7 protein-coding genes are annotated in these 19935 nt (G+C 48.4%); 1 reads left to right on the top strand and 6 read right to left on the bottom strand.

The features are described from left to right. Positions 1-78: 78 nt before the first annotated feature. The 6 genes from LPB140_RS03630 to LPB140_RS12585 form a co-directional block, all read right to left on the bottom strand. On the bottom strand, positions 79-9108 hold the full coding sequence (locus LPB140_RS03630; protein WP_072558701.1) for an SdrD B-like domain-containing protein: 9030 nt from the start codon (positions 9106-9108) through the stop codon (positions 79-81). Between the two features lie 2 nt (positions 9109-9110). Continuing rightward, the gene (locus LPB140_RS03625; RefSeq protein ID WP_072558700.1) at positions 9111-11792 is read right to left on the bottom strand and encodes an Ig-like domain-containing protein; all 2682 of its coding nucleotides are present in this window, start codon (positions 11790-11792) and stop codon (positions 9111-9113) included. Between the two features lie 425 nt (positions 11793-12217). Further along, entirely contained in the window at positions 12218-12688 is a 471-nt protein-coding gene (locus LPB140_RS03620) for a hypothetical protein (RefSeq protein ID WP_072558699.1), read from the bottom strand. After that, on the bottom strand, positions 12685-13176 hold the full coding sequence (locus LPB140_RS03615; RefSeq protein ID WP_072558698.1) for a hypothetical protein: 492 nt from the start codon (positions 13174-13176) through the stop codon (positions 12685-12687). Before LPB140_RS03615 ends, LPB140_RS03620 begins: the two co-directional genes overlap by 4 nt. A gap of 79 nt (positions 13177-13255) precedes the next feature. Beyond that, the gene (locus LPB140_RS03610) at positions 13256-13510 is read right to left on the bottom strand and encodes a hypothetical protein (RefSeq protein ID WP_156874119.1); all 255 of its coding nucleotides are present in this window, start codon (positions 13508-13510) and stop codon (positions 13256-13258) included. A 15-nt stretch (positions 13511-13525) separates the two neighbouring features. Continuing rightward, positions 13526-17608, bottom strand: coding sequence for an RHS repeat-associated core domain-containing protein (locus LPB140_RS12585; RefSeq protein ID WP_072558696.1), 4083 nt, complete (start codon positions 17606-17608; stop codon positions 13526-13528). Positions 17609-19106: 1498 nt separating this feature from the next. Between LPB140_RS12585 and LPB140_RS03595 the strand changes: the two genes are divergently transcribed. Further along, a complete protein-coding gene (locus LPB140_RS03595) occupies positions 19107-19931 on the top strand; it encodes an aldose epimerase family protein (protein WP_083549935.1) in 825 nt (274 codons plus the stop codon). Positions 19932-19935: the final 4 nt, after the last annotated feature.

Here is a 19935-nt window from a genome sequence, read left to right as displayed (position 1 = left end):
TATTCCTCCTGATTTTATTGGTGTGCCGCGCGCCTTACATCATTAAATTTGGAATCAACACCTTATGCATTTTTTATTTTATTCTTCCCCCTCATCCTTTTGTTTTGGCGGCGCGACACCGAAATTAACCTCTCCCATTTTACCACGGGTCAGGCGGATTGAACGCGGATTATCCTGTGTCGGCAGCCACCCAATGGGCAAAGTGCGCGTGTCCAATTTTAACACATAATTTGAACCAATACGTGCATCTGGCACAGCGGCACATGCAATATGATATCGCCCAAATTCATCGGTGGTAATCAATTGACCATTAACGGTGGCCAAACGCACATAGGGCACGCCAGGCTCGCCTTCATCTTGATAGCCATTATAATTTCTATCTTCAAAAACCTTACCAATAATTTCTGAACAATCAAAAATGCTGCTTGGCACAATTTGAACCGCGGCTGAACCACGATTTGAAATGGCCGAACCTGATGGGCCGTCAACACCAAATGCGGTATTTACCTTTGTGCCCTGTGTAACACCTGCGCCCACGGTCAATGTTAAATTATATTTTACCGATGATAAGGCAGGAATAATTTGGCCGCGCCATTCAATTTGACGGTTGGAATTGGCTGCCTCTACGGGGGTCAAAACACCATCTACCGTTGCAGAACCAGCCACATATTTAAATCCTGGCGGCAATAAATCTACTACAGTCACACCGGCTCTTTGTACATTTTCCACATTGCGTACGGTTATTTCATATGGAACAAGATCGCCAATATTTACCGTGCGCTTTATGCTGGATTTTGTGATTATTAACGGCAACCGAGACAGGAATGGATCAATCGGAATATGATTATAAATCACATCGGGATCCCCTTGTTGCAGTGTAAATCGCAAATAATAGGTTGGATTTGCATCATCGGGCGCATCGGGACCTGACGAAATACGCACAGGTCCGGTCTGTCCACTGGGGTCAAATGCACCATTTTGGGGAAGCAATACTGTCGATACAAATGTGAAACCAGATGGCGGGGTAATTGAAATAACATATTCCGCCTCACCCACTGGGCATTGCGACGCAGCGCCAGGAACTATATCGAACCTATATTCTCCGCTTGGCCCTGTCACCTGACTTTGCTGTGATGGGTCAAGGAAACATGTGGCTGGCAAGGCAATGCCATTTGCATTTGTTAACCGCGCAACCGCCCCTGCAACTGGATCACGTGTCACACTATTATAAACAACACCTGATGGGTCAATCGGTAAATTTTGATCGATTACAACGCTATTGGAGGTCAGCTCAACATTCTCCAATTGCCCATAAACAACATTATTATCGGGATTGCGAAAACGAATAACATATCCACCGCCGCTTAAAAGATTGTCAAACCGATAAGAACCATTGGCATCGGTAATTGCGGATTCTAACAGCTCGCCATTACGCAATATCTCAACAATCCAACCAGCGCGCAATTCATCACCATTGTCGAGCGCACGGTCACCATTTCTGTCCAAATATACCGTTCCCTCAACCGAACTAATCGCTGGATCAACAATAATGGTATATGTGCTTGTCGCGCAGTTGGTGGGGTTTAATTTTTCACAAATTTGATATTCAAAAACATATGTGCCCGCTGGCACTTCTGGCCCAACCGAAACCTGTCCGCTATTTACGTCCAAAATGATATTTGGGTCATTTGCGCCTGAAATAATTGATAATATCACGTCATTGGGGTTAATTGGCTGACCATTTAATTGATCATTCGCCAATATATTCATCAATGCCGGATTACCTATGCCTGATCTAACCGGCGGGGCTACATCTGCATCCGCGCTAATCGGCGCGGCAACAACGCCCACGCTGATTGTTGCCGTGGTGCAGTTGGTGGGGTTTAGTTTTTCACAAATTTGATAATCAAAGCTATAGGTGCCTGCGGGCGTGCCCGCCGCCACATTCACATTGCCCGTGGCTGGATCAAAGCTTAATCCTGCAGGAACGCTCGAGCCGCTCGCCACGCTTAATATCGCATTGGCATCGCTCGCCGCCACCCCATTAATGCTATCAGATGTAAAGGCATTGACCACCGCCGTTGCCCCTGATGCACCATTAATATTGCTCACACTATCATTGCTCGCCACAATCGCGCTGGCCGCAACATCCACCGTCACCATATTGCTTGCACAATTGGTCGGGTTTAGTTTTTCACAAATTTGATATTCAATAGTGTAGCTGCCAGCTGGCGTGCCAGCAGGCACATCAACAAGACCCGTTGCAGGGTTCAGCGTTGGCACAGGCCCGCCAGATATTGGCGTGGCCGGTGTCGTCACACTAATATCAACAGTGGATAATGTCGCCGCCGCGCCGTTTAACATATCCCCGTCCAGCACATCGACAACGCCCGACGCGCCGCTCGCGCCATTAACACCGTTCACGCTATCTGCATCCGCGCTAATCGGCGCGGCAACAACGCCCACGCTGATTGTTGCCGTGGTGCAGTTGGTGGGGTTTAGTTTTTCACAAATTTGATAATCAAAGCTATAGGTGCCTGCGGGCGTGCCCGCCGCCACATTCACATTGCCCGTGGCTGGATCAAAGCTTAATCCTGCAGGAACGCTCGAGCCGCTCGCCACGCTTAATATCGCATTGGCATCGCTCGCCGCCACCCCATTAATGCTATCAGATGTAAAGGCATTGACCACCGCCGTTGCCCCTGATGCACCATTAATATTGCTCACACTATCATTGCTCGCCACAATCGCGCTGGCCGCAACATCCACCGTCACCATATTGCTTGCACAATTGGTCGGGTTTAGTTTTTCACAAATTTGATATTCAATAGTGTAGCTGCCAGCCGGCGTGCCAGCAGGCACATCAACAAGACCCGTTGCAGGGTTCAGCGTTGGCACAGGCCCGCCAGATATTGGCGTGGCCGGTGTCGTCACACTAATATCAACAGTGGATAATGTCGCCGCCGCCCCGTTTAACATATCCCCGTCCAGCACATCGACAACGCCCGACGCGCCGCTCGCGCCATTAACACCGTTCACGCTATCTGCATCCGCGCTAATCGGCGCGGCAACAACGCCCACGCTGATCGTTGCCGTGGTGCAGTTGGTGGGGTTTAGCTTTTCACAAATTTGATAATCAAAGCTATAGGTGCCTGCGGGCGTGCCCGCCGCCACATTCACATTGCCCGTGGCTGGATCAAAGCTTAATCCTGCTGGAACGCTTGACCCGCTCGCCACGCTTAACACCGCATTGGCATCGCTCGCCGCCACCCCATTAATGCTATCAGATGTAAAGGCATTGACCACCGCCGTTGCCCCTGATGCACCATTAACATTGCTCACACTATCATTGCTCGCCACAATCGCGCTGGCCGCAACATCCACCGTCACCATATTGCTTGCACAATTGGTCGGGTTTAGTTTTTCACAAATTTGATATTCAATAGTGTAGCTGCCAGCCGGCGTGCCAGCAGGCACATCAACAAGACCCGTTGCAGGGTTCAGCGTTGGCACAGGCCCGCCAGATATTGGCGTGGCCGGTGTCGTCACACTAATATCAACAGTGGATAATGTCGCCGCCGCCCCGTTTAACATATCCCCGTCCAGCACATCGACAACGCCCGACGCGCCGCTCGCGCCATTAACACCGTTCACGCTATCTGCATCCGCGCTAATCGGCGCGGCAACAACGCCCACGCTGATCGTTGCCGTGGTGCAGTTGGTGGGGTTTAGCTTTTCACAAATTTGATAATCAAAGCTATAGGTGCCTGCGGGCGTGCCCGCCGCCACATTCACATTGCCCGTGGCTGGATCAAAGCTTAATCCTGCTGGAACGCTTGACCCGCTCGCCACGCTTAACACCGCATTGGCATCGCTCGCCGCCACCCCATTAATGCTATCAGATGTAAAGGCATTGACCACCGCCGTTGCCCCTGATGCACCATTAACATTGCTCACACTATCATTGCTCGCCACAATCGCGCTGGCCGCAACATCCACCGTCACCATATTGCTTGCACAATTGGTCGGGTTTAGTTTTTCACAAATTTGATATTCAATAGTGTAGCTGCCAGCTGGCGTGCCAGCAGGCACATCAACAAGACCCGTTGCAGGGTTCAGCGTTGGAACAGGCCCGCCAGATATTGGCGTGGCCGGTGTCGTCACACTAATATCAACAGTGGATAATGTCGCCGCCGCGCCGTTTAACATATCCCCATCAAGAACATCGACCACGCCCGACGCGCCGCTGGCGCCATTAACACCGTTCACGCTATCTGCATCCGCGCTAATCGGCGCGGCAACAACGCCCACGCTGATCGTTGCCGTGGTGCAGTTGGTGGGGTTTAGCTTTTCACAAATTTGATAATCAAAGCTATAGGTGCCTGCGGGCGTGCCCGCCGCCACATTCACATTGCCCGTGGCTGGATCAAAGCTTAATCCTGCTGGAACGCTTGACCCGCTCGCCACGCTTAACACCGCATTGGCATCGCTCGCCGCCACCCCATTAATGCTATCAGATGTAAAGGCATTGACCACCGCCGTTGCCCCTGATGCACCATTAATATTGCTCACACTATCATTGCTCGCCACAATCGCGCTGGCCGCAACATCCACCGTCACCATATTGCTTGCACAATTGGTCGGGTTTAGTTTTTCACAAATTTGATATTCAATAGTGTAGCTGCCAGCGGGCGTGCCAGCAGGCACATCAACAAGACCCGTTGCAGGGTTCAGCGTTGGAACAGGCCCGCCAGATATTGGCGTGGCCGGTGTCGTCACACTAATATCAACAGTGGATAATGTCGCCGCCGCCCCGTTTAACATATCCCCATCAAGAACATCGACAACGCCCGACGCGCCGCTCGCGCCATTAACACCGTTCACGCTATCTGCATCCGCGCTAATCGGCGCGGCAACAACGCCCACGCTGATCGTTGCCGTGGTGCAGTTGGTGGGGTTTAGCTTTTCACAAATTTGATAATCAAAGCTATAGGTGCCTGCGGGCGTGCCCGCCGCCACATTCACATTGCCCGTGGCTGGATCAAAGCTTAATCCTGCTGGAACGCTTGACCCGCTCGCCACGCTTAACACCGCATTGGCATCGCTCGCCGCCACCCCATTAATGCTATCAGATGTAAAGGCATTGACCACCGCCGTTGCCCCTGATGCACCATTAACATTGCTCACACTATCATTGCTCGCCACAATCGCGCTGGCCGCAACATCCACCGTCACCATATTGCTTGCACAATTGGTCGGGTTTAGTTTTTCACAAATTTGATATTCAATAGTGTAGCTGCCAGCCGGCGTGCCAGCAGGCACATCAACAAGACCCGTTGCAGGGTTCAGCGTTGGCACAGGCCCGCCAGATATTGGCGTGGCCGGTGTCGTCACACTAATATCAACAGTGGATAATGTCGCCGCCGCCCCGTTTAACATATCCCCGTCCAGCACATCGACAACGCCCGACGCGCCGCTCGCGCCATTAACACCGTTCACGCTATCTGCATCCGCGCTAATCGGCGCGGCAACAACGCCCACGCTGATCGTTGCCGTGGTGCAGTTGGTGGGGTTTAGCTTTTCACAAATTTGATAATCAAAGCTATAGGTGCCTGCGGGCGTGCCCGCCGCCACATTCACATTGCCCGTGGCTGGATCAAAGCTTAATCCTGCTGGAACGCTTGACCCGCTCGCCACGCTTAACACCGCATTGGCATCGCTCGCCGCCACCCCATTAATGCTATCAGATGTAAAGGCATTGACCACCGCCGTTGCCCCTGATGCACCATTAACATTGCTCACACTATCATTGCTCGCCACAATCGCGCTGGCCGCAACATCCACCGTCACCATATTGCTTGCACAATTGGTCGGGTTTAGTTTTTCACAAATTTGATATTCAATAGTGTAGCTGCCAGCCGGCGTGCCAGCAGGCACATCAACAAGACCCGTTGCAGGGTTCAGCGTTGGCACAGGCCCGCCAGATATTGGCGTGGCCGGTGTCGTCACACTAATATCAACAGTGGATAATGTCGCCGCCGCCCCGTTTAACATATCCCCGTCCAGCACATCGACAACGCCCGACGCGCCGCTCGCGCCATTAACACCGTTCACGCTATCTGCATCCGCGCTAATCGGCGCGGCAACAACGCCCACGCTGATCGTTGCCGTGGTGCAGTTGGTGGGGTTTAGCTTTTCACAAATTTGATAATCAAAGCTATAGGTGCCTGCGGGCGTGCCCGCCGCCACATTCACATTGCCCGTGGCTGGATCAAAGCTTAATCCTGCTGGAACGCTCGAGCCGCTCGCCACGCTTAATATCGCATTGGCATCGCTCGCCGCCACCCCATTAATGCTATCAGATGTAAAGGCATTGACCACCGCCGTTGCCCCTGATGCACCATTAATATTGCTCACACTATCATTGCTCGCCACAATCGCGCTGGCCGCAACATCCACCGTCACCATATTGCTTGCACAATTGGTCGGGTTTAGTTTTTCACAAATTTGATATTCAATAGTGTAGCTGCCAGCTGGCGTGCCAGCAGGCACATCAACAAGACCCGTTGCAGGGTTCAGCGTTGGCACAGGCCCGCCAGATATTGGCGTGGCCGGTGTCGTCACACTAATATCAACAGTGGATAATGTCGCCGCCGCGCCGTTTAACATATCCCCATCAAGAACATCGACAACGCCCGACGCGCCGCTCGCGCCATTAACACCGTTCACGCTATCTGCATCCGCGCTAATCGGCGCGGCAACAACGCCCACGCTGATTGTTGCCGTGGTGCAGTTGGTGGGGTTTAGTTTTTCACAAATTTGATAATCAAAGCTATAGGTGCCTGCGGGCGTGCCCGCCGCCACATTCACATTGCCCGTGGCTGGATCAAAGCTTAATCCTGCTGGAACGCTGGACCCGCTCGCCACGCTTAACACCGCATTGGCATCGCTCGCCGCCACCCCATTAATGCTATCAGATGTAAAGGCATTGACCACCGCCGTTGCCCCTGATGCACCATTAACATTGCTCACACTATCATTGCTCGCCACAATCGCGCTGGCCGCAACATCCACCGTCACCATATTGCTTGCACAATTGGTCGGGTTTAGTTTTTCACAAATTTGATATTCAATAGTGTAGCTGCCAGCCGGCGTGCCAGCAGGCACATCAACAAGACCCGTTGCAGGGTTCAGCGTTGGCACAGGCCCGCCAGATATTGGCGTGGCCGGTGTCGTCACACTAATATCAACAGTGGATAATGTCGCCGCCGCCCCGTTTAACATATCCCCGTCCAGCACATCGACAACGCCCGACGCGCCGCTCGCGCCATTAACACCGTTCACGCTATCTGCATCCGCGCTAATCGGCGCGGCAACAACGCCCACGCTGATCGTTGCCGTGGTGCAGTTGGTGGGGTTTAGCTTTTCACAAATTTGATAATCAAAGCTATAGGTGCCTGCGGGCGTGCCCGCCGCCACATTCACATTGCCCGTGGCTGGATCAAAGCTTAATCCTGCAGGAACGCTCGAGCCGCTCGCCACGCTTAATATCGCATTGGCATCGCTCGCCGCCACCCCATTAATGCTATCAGATGTAAAGGCATTGACCACCGCCGTTGCCCCTGATGCACCATTAATATTGCTCACACTATCATTGCTCGCCACAATCGCGCTGGCCGCAACATCCACCGTCACCATATTGCTTGCACAATTGGTCGGGTTTAGTTTTTCACAAATTTGATATTCAATAGTGTAGCTGCCAGCCGGCGTGCCAGCAGGCACATCAACAAGACCCGTTGCAGGGTTCAGCGTTGGCACAGGCCCGCCAGATATTGGCGTGGCCGGTGTCGTCACACTAATATCAACAGTGGATAATGTCGCCGCCGCCCCGTTTAACATATCCCCGTCCAGCACATCGACAACGCCCGACGCGCCGCTCGCGCCATTAACACCGTTCACGCTATCTGCATCCGCGCTAATCGGCGCGGCAACAACGCCCACGCTGATCGTTGCCGTGGTGCAGTTGGTGGGGTTTAGCTTTTCACAAATTTGATAATCAAAGCTATAGGTGCCTGCGGGCGTGCCCGCCGCCACATTCACATTGCCCGTGGCTGGATCAAAGCTTAATCCTGCTGGAACGCTTGACCCGCTCGCCACGCTTAACACCGCATTGGCATCGCTCGCCGCCACCCCATTAATGCTATCAGATGTAAAGGCATTGACCACCGCCGTTGCCCCTGATGCACCATTAACATTGCTCACACTATCATTGCTCGCCACAATCGCGCTGGCCGCAACATCCACCGTCACCATATTGCTTGCACAATTGGTCGGGTTTAGTTTTTCACAAATTTGATATTCAATAGTGTAGCTGCCAGCCGGCGTGCCAGCAGGCACATCAACAAGACCCGTTGCAGGGTTCAGCGTTGGCACAGGCCCGCCAGATATTGGCGTGGCCGGTGTCGTCACACTAATATCAACAGTGGATAATGTCGCCGCCGCCCCGTTTAACATATCCCCGTCCAGCACATCGACAACGCCCGACGCGCCGCTCGCGCCATTAACACCGTTCACGCTATCTGCATCCGCGCTAATCGGCGCGGCAACAACGCCCACGCTGATCGTTGCCGTGGTGCAGTTGGTGGGGTTTAGCTTTTCACAAATTTGATAATCAAAGCTATAGGTGCCTGCGGGCGTGCCCGCCGCCACATTCACATTGCCCGTGGCTGGATCAAAGCTTAATCCTGCTGGAACGCTTGACCCGCTCGCCACGCTTAACACCGCATTGGCATCGCTCGCCGCCACCCCATTAATGCTATCAGATGTAAAGGCATTGACCACCGCCGTTGCCCCTGATGCACCATTAACATTGCTCACACTATCATTGCTCGCCACAATAACGGCATAAATAATATCGCTATCAGTCGCATTATTATTGGATGTGTCGGGGTCGGTCGTACCACTGGGCACGGCGACATTTGCACTGTTCACCGCATTTTGGGCAGAAGCCTGATTAGCCATGGCAAGCGCGACAAAAGGAAGCGCACTGACCAGCATTGCGCGTGACCGGATATTTAATCTTGTGGATTCATAATTGATGTTTTTCATGATTAATTCACCGTGCATGCAAATGATAGGGTGGTGCTGCCGCCATTGGGAATAGTATCAAGAATGATACCGCCGCCGATAAGATCAGAAATGGTATAAGAACCAGCAGGGACGCCATCGCCCGTTATGGTGACAGCATTTGTTCCTGCGCAGGTTAATCCTGAACTTGGCGTGTCGGTGACAATTGCACCCGTGACCGCGTCCGGACCATTATTGGTCACCACCAAGACATAGGTGGTAGAAGCACCCGATATAAGAATATCATTTGCCTGATCCAATTCGCCATTAACCCCAGGAGTGTTGGTTTTTGTAATTGACAGATTTGCCGTTGGGGTGATGACAATGGTAATCACCGTGGTTGAACAATTTGTCGGATTTATGACCTCGCAAATGCGATACCCGATCATATATGTCCCTGCGGGCGTGCCCGCTGGTACCGATATATCGCCATTTGCGCTGTTTAGGGTGGGAACGGGCGCACCGGAATAAGCAGGGGTCGCGCCATAATTGATATTAACGATAATATCAGAGCGGTTCACCGCTGAACCATTTAATAAATCATTGGTAAAAGCATTGCCAATATTTGCATTGCCTGCAACGCCTGTAAGCGGGGTAGGATTGTCCGCCGTGGCCGTGATGGTGGCGGCAATAACCTCTACCGTAACGGTTGCAATGTCGCAATTTGTGGGGCTGGCAGTTTCACATAGCCTGTAATTAAAACTATAATTTCCCGCCGCTGTGCCCGCCGCCACATTCACATTGCCCGTGGCAGGATCAAAGCTTAATCCTGCTGGAACGCTCGAGCCGCTCGCCACGCTTAATGTCGTATTGGATGCAGTGGCCGCTGCCCCGCCCAATGTGTCGCCTGAAAATGCGTTAAGAACCGCCGTGCCGCCGGATGCGCCTACAATGCCGAAAACTTCATCATTCGCCGCATTTATGGGCGGAGATATAACGGTCACCGTCGCAATTGCCTCATCACAATTTAACGGATTAGTTGTTTCACATATTCTGTAAATAAAGCTGTAAATTCCAGCCGCCGTCCCCGGATTTACACCCACTATACCCGTAGATGTATTGAAAGTCAGCCCCGCCGGTACACTTGACCCACTGGCCACGGACAATGTCGTATTGGATGCGGTGGCCGGATTACCCTGTAAGCTGTCGCCATCAAAAACATTAAGGGCGTTTGCACTACCCACATTGCTAACAATATCCGGGGAGTTGTCATCATTGGCAACAAGGGTCAGGGGAAAGACGATGATGGACTCGCCCAAATCATTCCCGCTATTGGTTGGGTCGGTTTGATCGCCAATTGCCCGGGTTGTGACATTGGTCAATTGCTGCCCAGCCTGACCAACATTAACCGTGCCTTCAATGATTAAGCTTTGCGTTGCACCCGCCGCAATTGTACCAAGTGACCATAATCCATTTGCCGGATTATAACTGCCCGTTGTAACATTGCCATTATTTGCCGTAGGGGTCAGACCAGAGGGGATTATATCGGTCAAGCTAACCCCGCTTGCCGCCGCTGGTCCATTATTGGTCACTTCAATAAGGAAAGTAACAACATCCCCTACACCAGGATTGGATGTGGCGGATGCACGGCTTTTTTTGGTGACAAGGTCAATGGGCGGGGCAGGAACGGTTATTGTCACCGTTGCGGTATCGGTTAATCCCGTAATATCCGAAATACGATAAACAAAGCTGTCCGTTCCATAAAAACCGGCATTGGGCGTATATGTCATTGACCCATTTGCCCCAATGCTAACCGTGCCATTGCTTGGCCCGGAAACCGGCGTTGTTTGCACGGTTAATGCCGTTGATTCAGGATCAAAATCCACACCATTGCCATTATTTAACAATAGATTGCGGGTGATGGCGGTTTCAAATGCTGTTGAAAAAACATCATTTTTCGCCACGGGGGGTAGATTTGGAAAGGGCGCATTTGGGCAGGAAAAGCCGTCATTATTGCCGCTTGGGTCACCTTGCCCGACAAGGGTAGATGTCGGATTATTGGTGAATAAGTCGAAAAGCTCAAAAATTTCACCCGTGCCATTGTTAAATGTAAAAACACGTCCATTAAAGTCGGACCATGTCGCGCCGAAACCGCCACTGGGCAAACCGGAAATGGACTTTGTTTCCGACATATTGGTGTTAAGGTTAATCACGCCAATTTGATTGGTGGTCACCGCAATAAGATAAGGCACACCTGCATTACGCACGAACACAATATCGGCCCCGCTTGCCGTTGACCCACCAATATTGATGGTACTGACACTGCCGGTGGCAAGGTCAACGCGGCTATATTGGGAGGCTGAACGGCGAAGATAAAGACCATTATTATCGTCAACATCGCCGGCAAAACTGTTAAATCCGACATTATAAATTGTATCAACACTGCCATCGCTGTGAATACGGATGACATTATTGCCTTGCGAGCCATAGGCGAAATTATCAAGGGTGTTAAAGCCAACCGCATTATAACTGCTGCTGGGCACGCCAATATTGACATAGGTTGATGTAATGGGGTCAAAAACGCGCAATTGGCCTGATTGGACCTGATAAATTTCGCCAGAACAAGTAAAGGGCGCGGCAAGCGCGGGTGTGGCCATGGAAAGCCCAAACATCAAAGCCCCCGCTTTGACCAAATTTGCTGTTAATTTCTTTATCGCGCCCGCCATAAACTTCCCTTAACGAAGAAAATATTACTGAAAAATAAACAAAATCATTATTGTAATACTTGGTTAAAGAATTATTAAGAGCACAATCATGTTTTGCTTATTTACAAATATTTACGGCAATCTTAACCAAAGTTTTAAATAAAATATTTGTTGGCGGGGAAACACGCATTTTCAAATAGCGTATATATTTGCCATGTTTATACTGACTTGGGCATGCTTATGCATTAGGCGTGCTTATTGATATGGCGATGGCCCGCCATCAAGGCCGTTGGGGTCTGCCAAAAATTACGAAGCGATATATATCGGCCAGCATATTGCGAATAACTGCCCTGTCATCATCACGATATCGGTTATAATTAAACGGGAAGCGTCTGTGCCTGTCCCGGAAAGGGGGGAAGAAAGACGCAGCTATGCTCTAGCGATTATTAAAACTGCCACCTACCATGAAAACTAATGCCATCGATCAATTCCTCCATATTTCTAAAACTGGCTATGTATTTACGATAATTTTTTGGCCCATACCAGCGACGTGAGACAACAAGATTAAAAATTTCCTCACGGACTTCTTTAAATGTTAATTGTATAGGATCGCCATAAATATATTCGATATAATATTTGGGCAAGCTGTTTAAGCCTAGCTTAGTGAGAAGCTTACGATATTGACGCAGTTTTTTGACGCCCAAAACCGGAAATTTACGGCAGTGAACATCAATTACATAGGCATTTTTGATAAATTTTCCACTTTTAAACCCCTTAACACTAACAGTTATTGACAAATAACCATAATAATGATCAATAAATAATGTCTTATGCCAGGGTAATGGTTGATCAAAATTTATGATATAGTAATCGTTCATCATTAAAAGTGGATATTTAGGTTTTATAAGGCTGCTCATTCCAAACTCCCATTAGATAAATCTATTGCTGCGCCTGATGCGCCAAGGCCAGCACCATATTTTACGGGCTGGGGTGCGCCACGCCATATTTTATCTAAGTTGTTATTAAGTTTATGTAAATCATTATGAGCACCACGAGGCATTCTATTCAAATTAAGGGGGTGGTTTACAATATGGGCTGCCCGTCCATTGAATGCTTTTTCCCATCTTCTAGGTAGGAGCCAGTGATGCAGGTCTTCTTTCTTATTAACCATTTTTGCTGTTCTACGCAACCGCCGACTTACGTTTTTAAAAAGCATTGACCCTTTGGTTAGGCGAATAGAATTATTTACCCAACTCCCTCCAAAAGCACCTATCCCGCCCGCAATAATGACTTCTCCCCACTCATAACAATCTACGTTGGTGATGTTGCCACCGCGAAACCAAATGTCTATTGCTTGAAAAGCTAATTCCGTCACTACTCCAATAAAAATGCCTGATGCTATCAATAACGGAACAATCTCCCCCGTGGGGTCGGTGTAGCGTATGGGATTACCAAGTGCATATTGATAGGGTGATGGCCCGCCATCAAGGCTGAACTCGAGTCCTAAGAATTTCTATCATTTCACTTATTTCTGCGGCACCCTCACTGCTTGTAAAATGACGCTCAATATTTGGAGGAAATCGTAATTGGATTGTTTTTAAGTTCTCAATTATTTTTTTTGTCAAAGTATCATTGACAGGAGCATAAAGCAGATCATCAAACTCCCAATCCTCGCTGCTCCCTTCAAGAAATCTTTCAAGCGATGATGCTAAATCTTCTCTTTCTTGTAAATTGATCATTGAGTTGCCTTTCATTTATGGAATGTGCCAAGGGAACTTAGGAAGCAGAGGGAGTTTAGGCCATTTTTTGTTACCAAAGGCAAGCCTAAACACTTCACGTCCACCGCCCTTATTTCCTTTCCAACCTCGCCCTATTCTTAATATGTCGTTGCGATTAAAAAAGCCTTTGCCATTCCGACCAAATAATCGTTCAGATCTAAAAAATTTCCCTGGAAGATTGCGGGCAGCACTGCCTAGCGATATAAGGCCTGCCATTGAGCCGCCATCGTAAAAAGTACTGCAGGTAATTACATCATCATTTGAACCTATAATTTCACGAATTGAATATGTTAGACCAAGAGTATATGTATCAGACCAACCAGCAATAAAGTTTATCGTATTTATTCTATAAGAATCAGGCATTCCAGTATAATGTTCCCAGATGGTTTTTAAGCCCGTGGGGTCGGTGTAGCGTATCGGATTACCAAGTGCATATTGATAGGGTGATGGCCCGCCTTCAAGGCCGATGGGGTCAGCCTGTATATATCGGCCAGTTGTCGGGTCATAATCACGATATCGGTTATAATATAGATCGGGAAGCGTCTGTGCCTGTCCCGGAAAGGCGGGAAGGGTATATACGCCGGGTGAAATTACTTGTCCCATTTCATTGGTGTAAAGCAGCGGCGCACCAATATGATCGGCATGAATATATTCAATAATGGGCGCCCCATTTATGCCCAGCGTGGCCACGCCCAGCAATCCATAACCTCCAAGCCCGTCATCCCCGCCAAAGGGCGAAGGATTATCATTTGCGCCATCGGGCATTAAGTAAATATATTCACCGCGAATGTCCGATGCGCCCGTGCCATATTCGCCCATCATGCGGCCCTGATCATCATATATATAATGTAGGGTAGAGCTTGCCCCGCCAGCGATATTGCTTTGCATCACGCGGTCATCCGCCGCATTATAGGCGAAGTTGAGAGTTGAGGTGACACCAGAAGATGTGCGGGCGTAGCTTATCAAGCGGCCATGGCCATCATATGCCGCCGCGACATTGGTACCATCCTGGCGTGTCTCGGCCGTTAAATTACCACGAGCATCATGGGTAAAGGTGCGGCTGCCCATATTATCATTGGCTGAGGATAATTTATTAGTGCCCCCTGTAATGGCATAGTTGGTAGAGATGGCAGGGATATTGTCCGCTGCGCCCGACCGCACATCGCTTTGCAACCAATTGCCATTTGCATCAAATGTCCAATCACGTCGCTGAACCGCAGCGCCAGAGGCAGCACCAGAAGGGGATGTGTCACCCAAGATAAAGCGTTGAAGGCGTCCGCGATTATCATAAGTAAAGGAGATATTTTGATTGGCATCCAGCATATTGGCAAGCCCCGTGATATTATCATCATTATCATATTCATAGGTAAGATAGGATAGATTATTCCCGCCGATATTTTTATATAATCGTCTGGAAACCAATCTGCCATCATTGCCCCAATCTGCTGCAAGGCTTGTCCCATTTCCAAAATTGACCGAAGTTAATGCGCCATAACTTTCATAGGTCATGTCGCTGGCCAATGTTTGAATCGGAGCAGAGGCGTTTGATTGTGTTGTCACTGAAGCGACGCGTCCTTTTATATCGCGATTATAATTAACAATACGGCCAGAGGGATAGGTTATGGAAATGACACGGTCGGCAAGGTCATAAACATATTGCAGTTGAGCGACAGAAGTGGTGCCGATCCCCTGTTGTTTTATTAGTAAATTACCACGATGATCATATTTATATTTGGTGATACCGCTGGAGTCAGTGGTATAGGATAAACGCCCCACCGAATATGATCCAACGATCGCCGCATTGTCATAATAATAATTATAAGCTTCCTGCGGCTTGCCATAGGGTGTTTTTTGGGTAAGGCGGCCCAATATATCATAGATATAATCAATCCGTTGTCCGCGTCCGTCAACGGCAGCGGTCATTTGGCCGGAAGCATCATAATAATAAATATTTGTGCCTCGATCGGGGCTTATTTCTTGTATCACATCACCAAAGCCATTGTGAACAAAATTTGTTGTGACACCCTTTGCATCGGTAAAGGCAATTTGATCATCATGGTTGTTATATTGATTTGTCGTGATGCTATTATCAGGAGCAACATTTTGAACAAGCCGGTCAAGGCTATCAAACGCCATTTGTGTAGCATTGTTACGTGCGCTGACCATTTGAATGGGATTACCCACCTTATCATAGCTCCATCTTGTGGTGCGGTTTGGCCCTAAAGTCTCGCTGAGAACCCGGCCCAAACTGTCAAAACTGCGTAAAATGGAGGAAGATGTTGACCCATTGGCCCGCTTGACCGTCTGTGCTGTCACATTGCTCATCGCATCATAGCTATATTCAATTTTTTCACCATCAGGCGCGTTAAGTGAGGTTAAACGGCCCGCTGGATCATATGTCATCGTCATTTTTGCGGTTAATGGGGTAGTGATGCCCGTCACGCGGCCTTCAACATCATATTCTATACTGGTCACTGCATCAAAGGCAGAATTATTAGGGTGCTTAACATTTATGGACGTAGTTTGACCCAGAGCATCATATGTAAAGGCAGTAATAATGCCATTGGAATCAGTCATGGTGGAAGGGCGACCACTTCCATCATGCCCTGCAAAAATGGTAGCATGACCCAATCCATTGGTAACGCTTATCAAATTGCCCTGGGGATTATAGGCGAATGTTGAGATATCATCAAAAACTCCATTTGCTGCCTTTGGGCCGTTAATGGATAATAACCGGCCAGTAGTTGACCAACTATAGGACCAATTGCGGACCTGACCATTGGTCGCGTAAGGCAGGCTGTGCGTTGTGGTATCAGTTTCGCTACGGCTCAACATCTTGCCCTGCATATCATATGTATAATTGGTGGTCAGGCCCTCTTGAGCAATTTGAACCGGTAAGTTGAGTGTGGGATGCATTATTAAAGAGGTAGTTTGTTGCGTACCCGTTGTGGCTGCATCAACTGTTGAAAGCGCATTGCCGCGTGCGTTCCGAGTGAAATTGGTGACGCGCCCTTCCTGATTAGTGGTGCTTTTAATAAAGTTGTCTGTTCCATAGCTTATTATGTTAGAACTGGCCGCTGTGGTTGGGCTGGCTGCGCTATTCACACTGGTTAGACGGAATTGAGGCGTGCTAGCCGTTTTTTGGAATCTATATTGATCCACCTGACCCAATGGCCCTGTCACGCTGCGGATTGCTTCGCTTGCCGTGGCGGTGCTGGTCACGGCATAGGGTTCAACATTTCCTGCAAGCGAAGATGTCGCGCCACGGCACTTGCTGTCATAACTATAGCTTGCAATTATAGTGCCATCGGTTCTGGCAATTGAGGTCACATGCCAGGGGAAGCGGGCATCATTATATGTATAACTTTTAGAACGTAAAACGGTAGAGTTATTATTTAGCCGCTCAACCTTTATTAGCCGTTGTATTTGCGAGGTGGAGGGCGCAGTTGAAGATGGAGCGGGGTCATAATTATACCTTAAAGATGTGCCATCTGGCAATGTCACAGACTTCACCGCAGTAGGCCATGAACCTTGACCAGCAAGTGCGGATACATGGAAATAATGCCAATCAAACAGCATTTGACGGCCATGGCTATCAGTAATTTTTTGCAGCGCACCTGCATTATTATAAGTGAAGTCCCAACGATAATTTTCTTTAGTAACTTTCGATAGAGGGCGACCCATAATATAGCCAGAAAAACCTTGACGAGTGAAGGTCTGGAAAGTCCAGACGGTCTCACTTTCATCGGTCATTTTCCATTGGCTGGATGCACTAGTTATAGTTGCAAGTGAGCTAGGCAAAGTACCAACAAATTCAATTTTAATATTTTTGGGCGCATATTGTGCGCCAGTGGTTGTATCGGGCACAATAGCACCGCCGCTTTGCATCATAAAATCATATGCAGTGCCATCTGACGCCACCAATGCAAGCTTGACATTGGGCGAAGCAGGCGTCCCAGAAACAGTTGCAAGTTGAATCTCATGTGCAAAATCAAATGTCCAGTTGCTGGCAAGGCCCAAAGGCTCAATCTTTGTGCTGACCGATGCGCCAACGGGCATGGAGCGATATGTGCGGCTTATTTCTAATTCACCATCGGCGGTCGCAAAATCTTACTCATGTAAGATTTTGCTTCCTGTAGATATGATGAATGGATGCCCGACGGCAGGGTTAACCTGTGCACCATTATTAGTGCAACAAGGTCGCTCAGGTTGAATTTCATCTGCCTTGATACAATTTTTGCCCAGGGCGCTCTTATATCCTGCGATGCATCGACGCTCAACATTACTGGGAATTACTGTTCCACAGGCGCTAATACCGCCACCTGTTTCAGCAGGACAGAGATATTGATATCGGGTCCATGAACAGCCAGAAATATCAGGGTTGCTCGTCGGTATAGCGCCAATAAAACGGCTCTTGGGCTTCGCATTATATACTTGCCACTGCTTTTTACAGGCCGCTTCGGGTGTTGCGTAAGGACCAGCCGGGCCAGATGTTCCCGCAACCGTGAACCAGCCACCCCCGCCATCTCCGCTTTGCGCATAAGCACATCCTAGCATTTAGATTATAATAAACTATCCAGTCGGGAATAAATTATTTCCGGCTCAATTAGGCTATAATTTTCACAGCCCATTTAATTGTCAATATATTTTTACTTATATTATAATAATTTGCATGTAAGTTTAGTATATTACATCCAGACTTAATTGGGAAACTCACCTAGACTACAAAGCTATACCAACTGCCGCAGCCATTTATAATAGACACTTTGTAGAAGTATCAGCAGGTGCCATTTATCTCACAGCGCTCTTTGAAAAGACAATATATTTTTAAACTTTTCAATAATTGTCATTCCGAAACCTAATTGCCTATCTCCAAGGCAACTAATCTTAAAATATTATTCGTCACTTGTGTAAGAGCACGTCAACTGACTTTATGCTAAATATCTTAATCTTAGCTCTTCTTCAAAATCTCATACTTTCCTTGTGAAACGAGCATAAATTGTCGCTTCGCCAATCCGGCCTAAACGGGCCTGGCGATCAAATAAAAATCGTTCACAGTCGATATCCAGCAATTATGTCCATCTGACCACAATGTTTTTTCCAATATGCCATCATTATTACCTATAATTATTTTTCCTCCTCAATTTCATTATTATTTATTTTTTCCTTTATAAAGATAGAGGCGATGATCGACCGAAAATTTTGATCCAAGCATTTTTGATGTCATTTAACGCTTCATAAATAGCTGATTTATAATTGGACTCTGCCTCCTGATAAGCGCTTTTTTGCCTTGACCCATGCATATATTTTTTCTTCCTGCATCGGACGAATTCCAACTTATTCATGGCTGAACAAGTCCGATCTTGTGGCTACGCCATTTGCCTGTGGCAACATGATTTGTGCATTCGCATCATCCAACAGCCATGCCATTTTTTGGCCATTTCCATGGGGTGCTATATAAACCTTTTTAAACCAAATATAATTTATCTTTATATAAGATATAAATTTCTATAAATTATTGACAATAAAACTAGCCTCATATGAAATCCCAAATATTATGATACAGCTTATCTCGGACAAGGTCCTGCTCTCCCTATCTCCTGTACGCGGTGGTGGTATTATGGGATTTAAATATGATGGCATTCCCATTTTTACGCCCCATCGCCCATATGATTTGACGCCTTTGGGGCTTTCCTGCTTTACGCTAATCCCCTTTTCAAACCGCATCAAAAATGGCGGATTTAATTTTCATGGGCAATTTTATCCTATCCCCCCCAATTTCACTTTGGCCGACAAAGTTAATCCCATTCACGGATATGGCTTAACCGCAAAATGGCAGATTATTGAACAGGATGAACATCGGGTGCAATTAACATTGCGCCATGAAAAGGGGGATTGGCCATGGGATTTTCGTGCAATACAAATATATGAATTGCTGCCCCATGGTTTTAGACATGAAATTATCATTCAAAATATGAATGACACGCCCATGCCCGCTGGCATCGGATATCATCCCTATTTTCCAAATAAAGATGCACGGCTCGTCCACGGATTTGATGGATTTGTTTCAGAAAATTCGATGGGGGTTGCCGACACATGGTCCGCGCAGTCCGATCCCATAAATTTACAATCTGCCCAGACTATTGACTGTGATTTTACCGGTATGAATGGCCCGTTAAAAATAATTTGGCCCACGCATCAGGTGGAATTAACCCCTTCATCCAACCTGCCGATAACGCATATTTATATTCCGGCTGGGGAAGATTATTTTTGTATCGAACCGGTAAGCCATGTCACGGACGCCTTTAACAATGGCGGGGGGCAAACAATATTGCCGCAAGAAAGCTGGAACGTAAGCCTATCCTATCATGTGATAAAATAGGCTA

This window comes from Sphingorhabdus lutea, from assembly GCF_001889025.1.
Lineage (GTDB): Bacteria > Pseudomonadota > Alphaproteobacteria > Sphingomonadales > Sphingomonadaceae > Sphingorhabdus_B > Sphingorhabdus_B lutea.
This window is presented reverse-complemented; position numbering and strand designations above follow the sequence as displayed.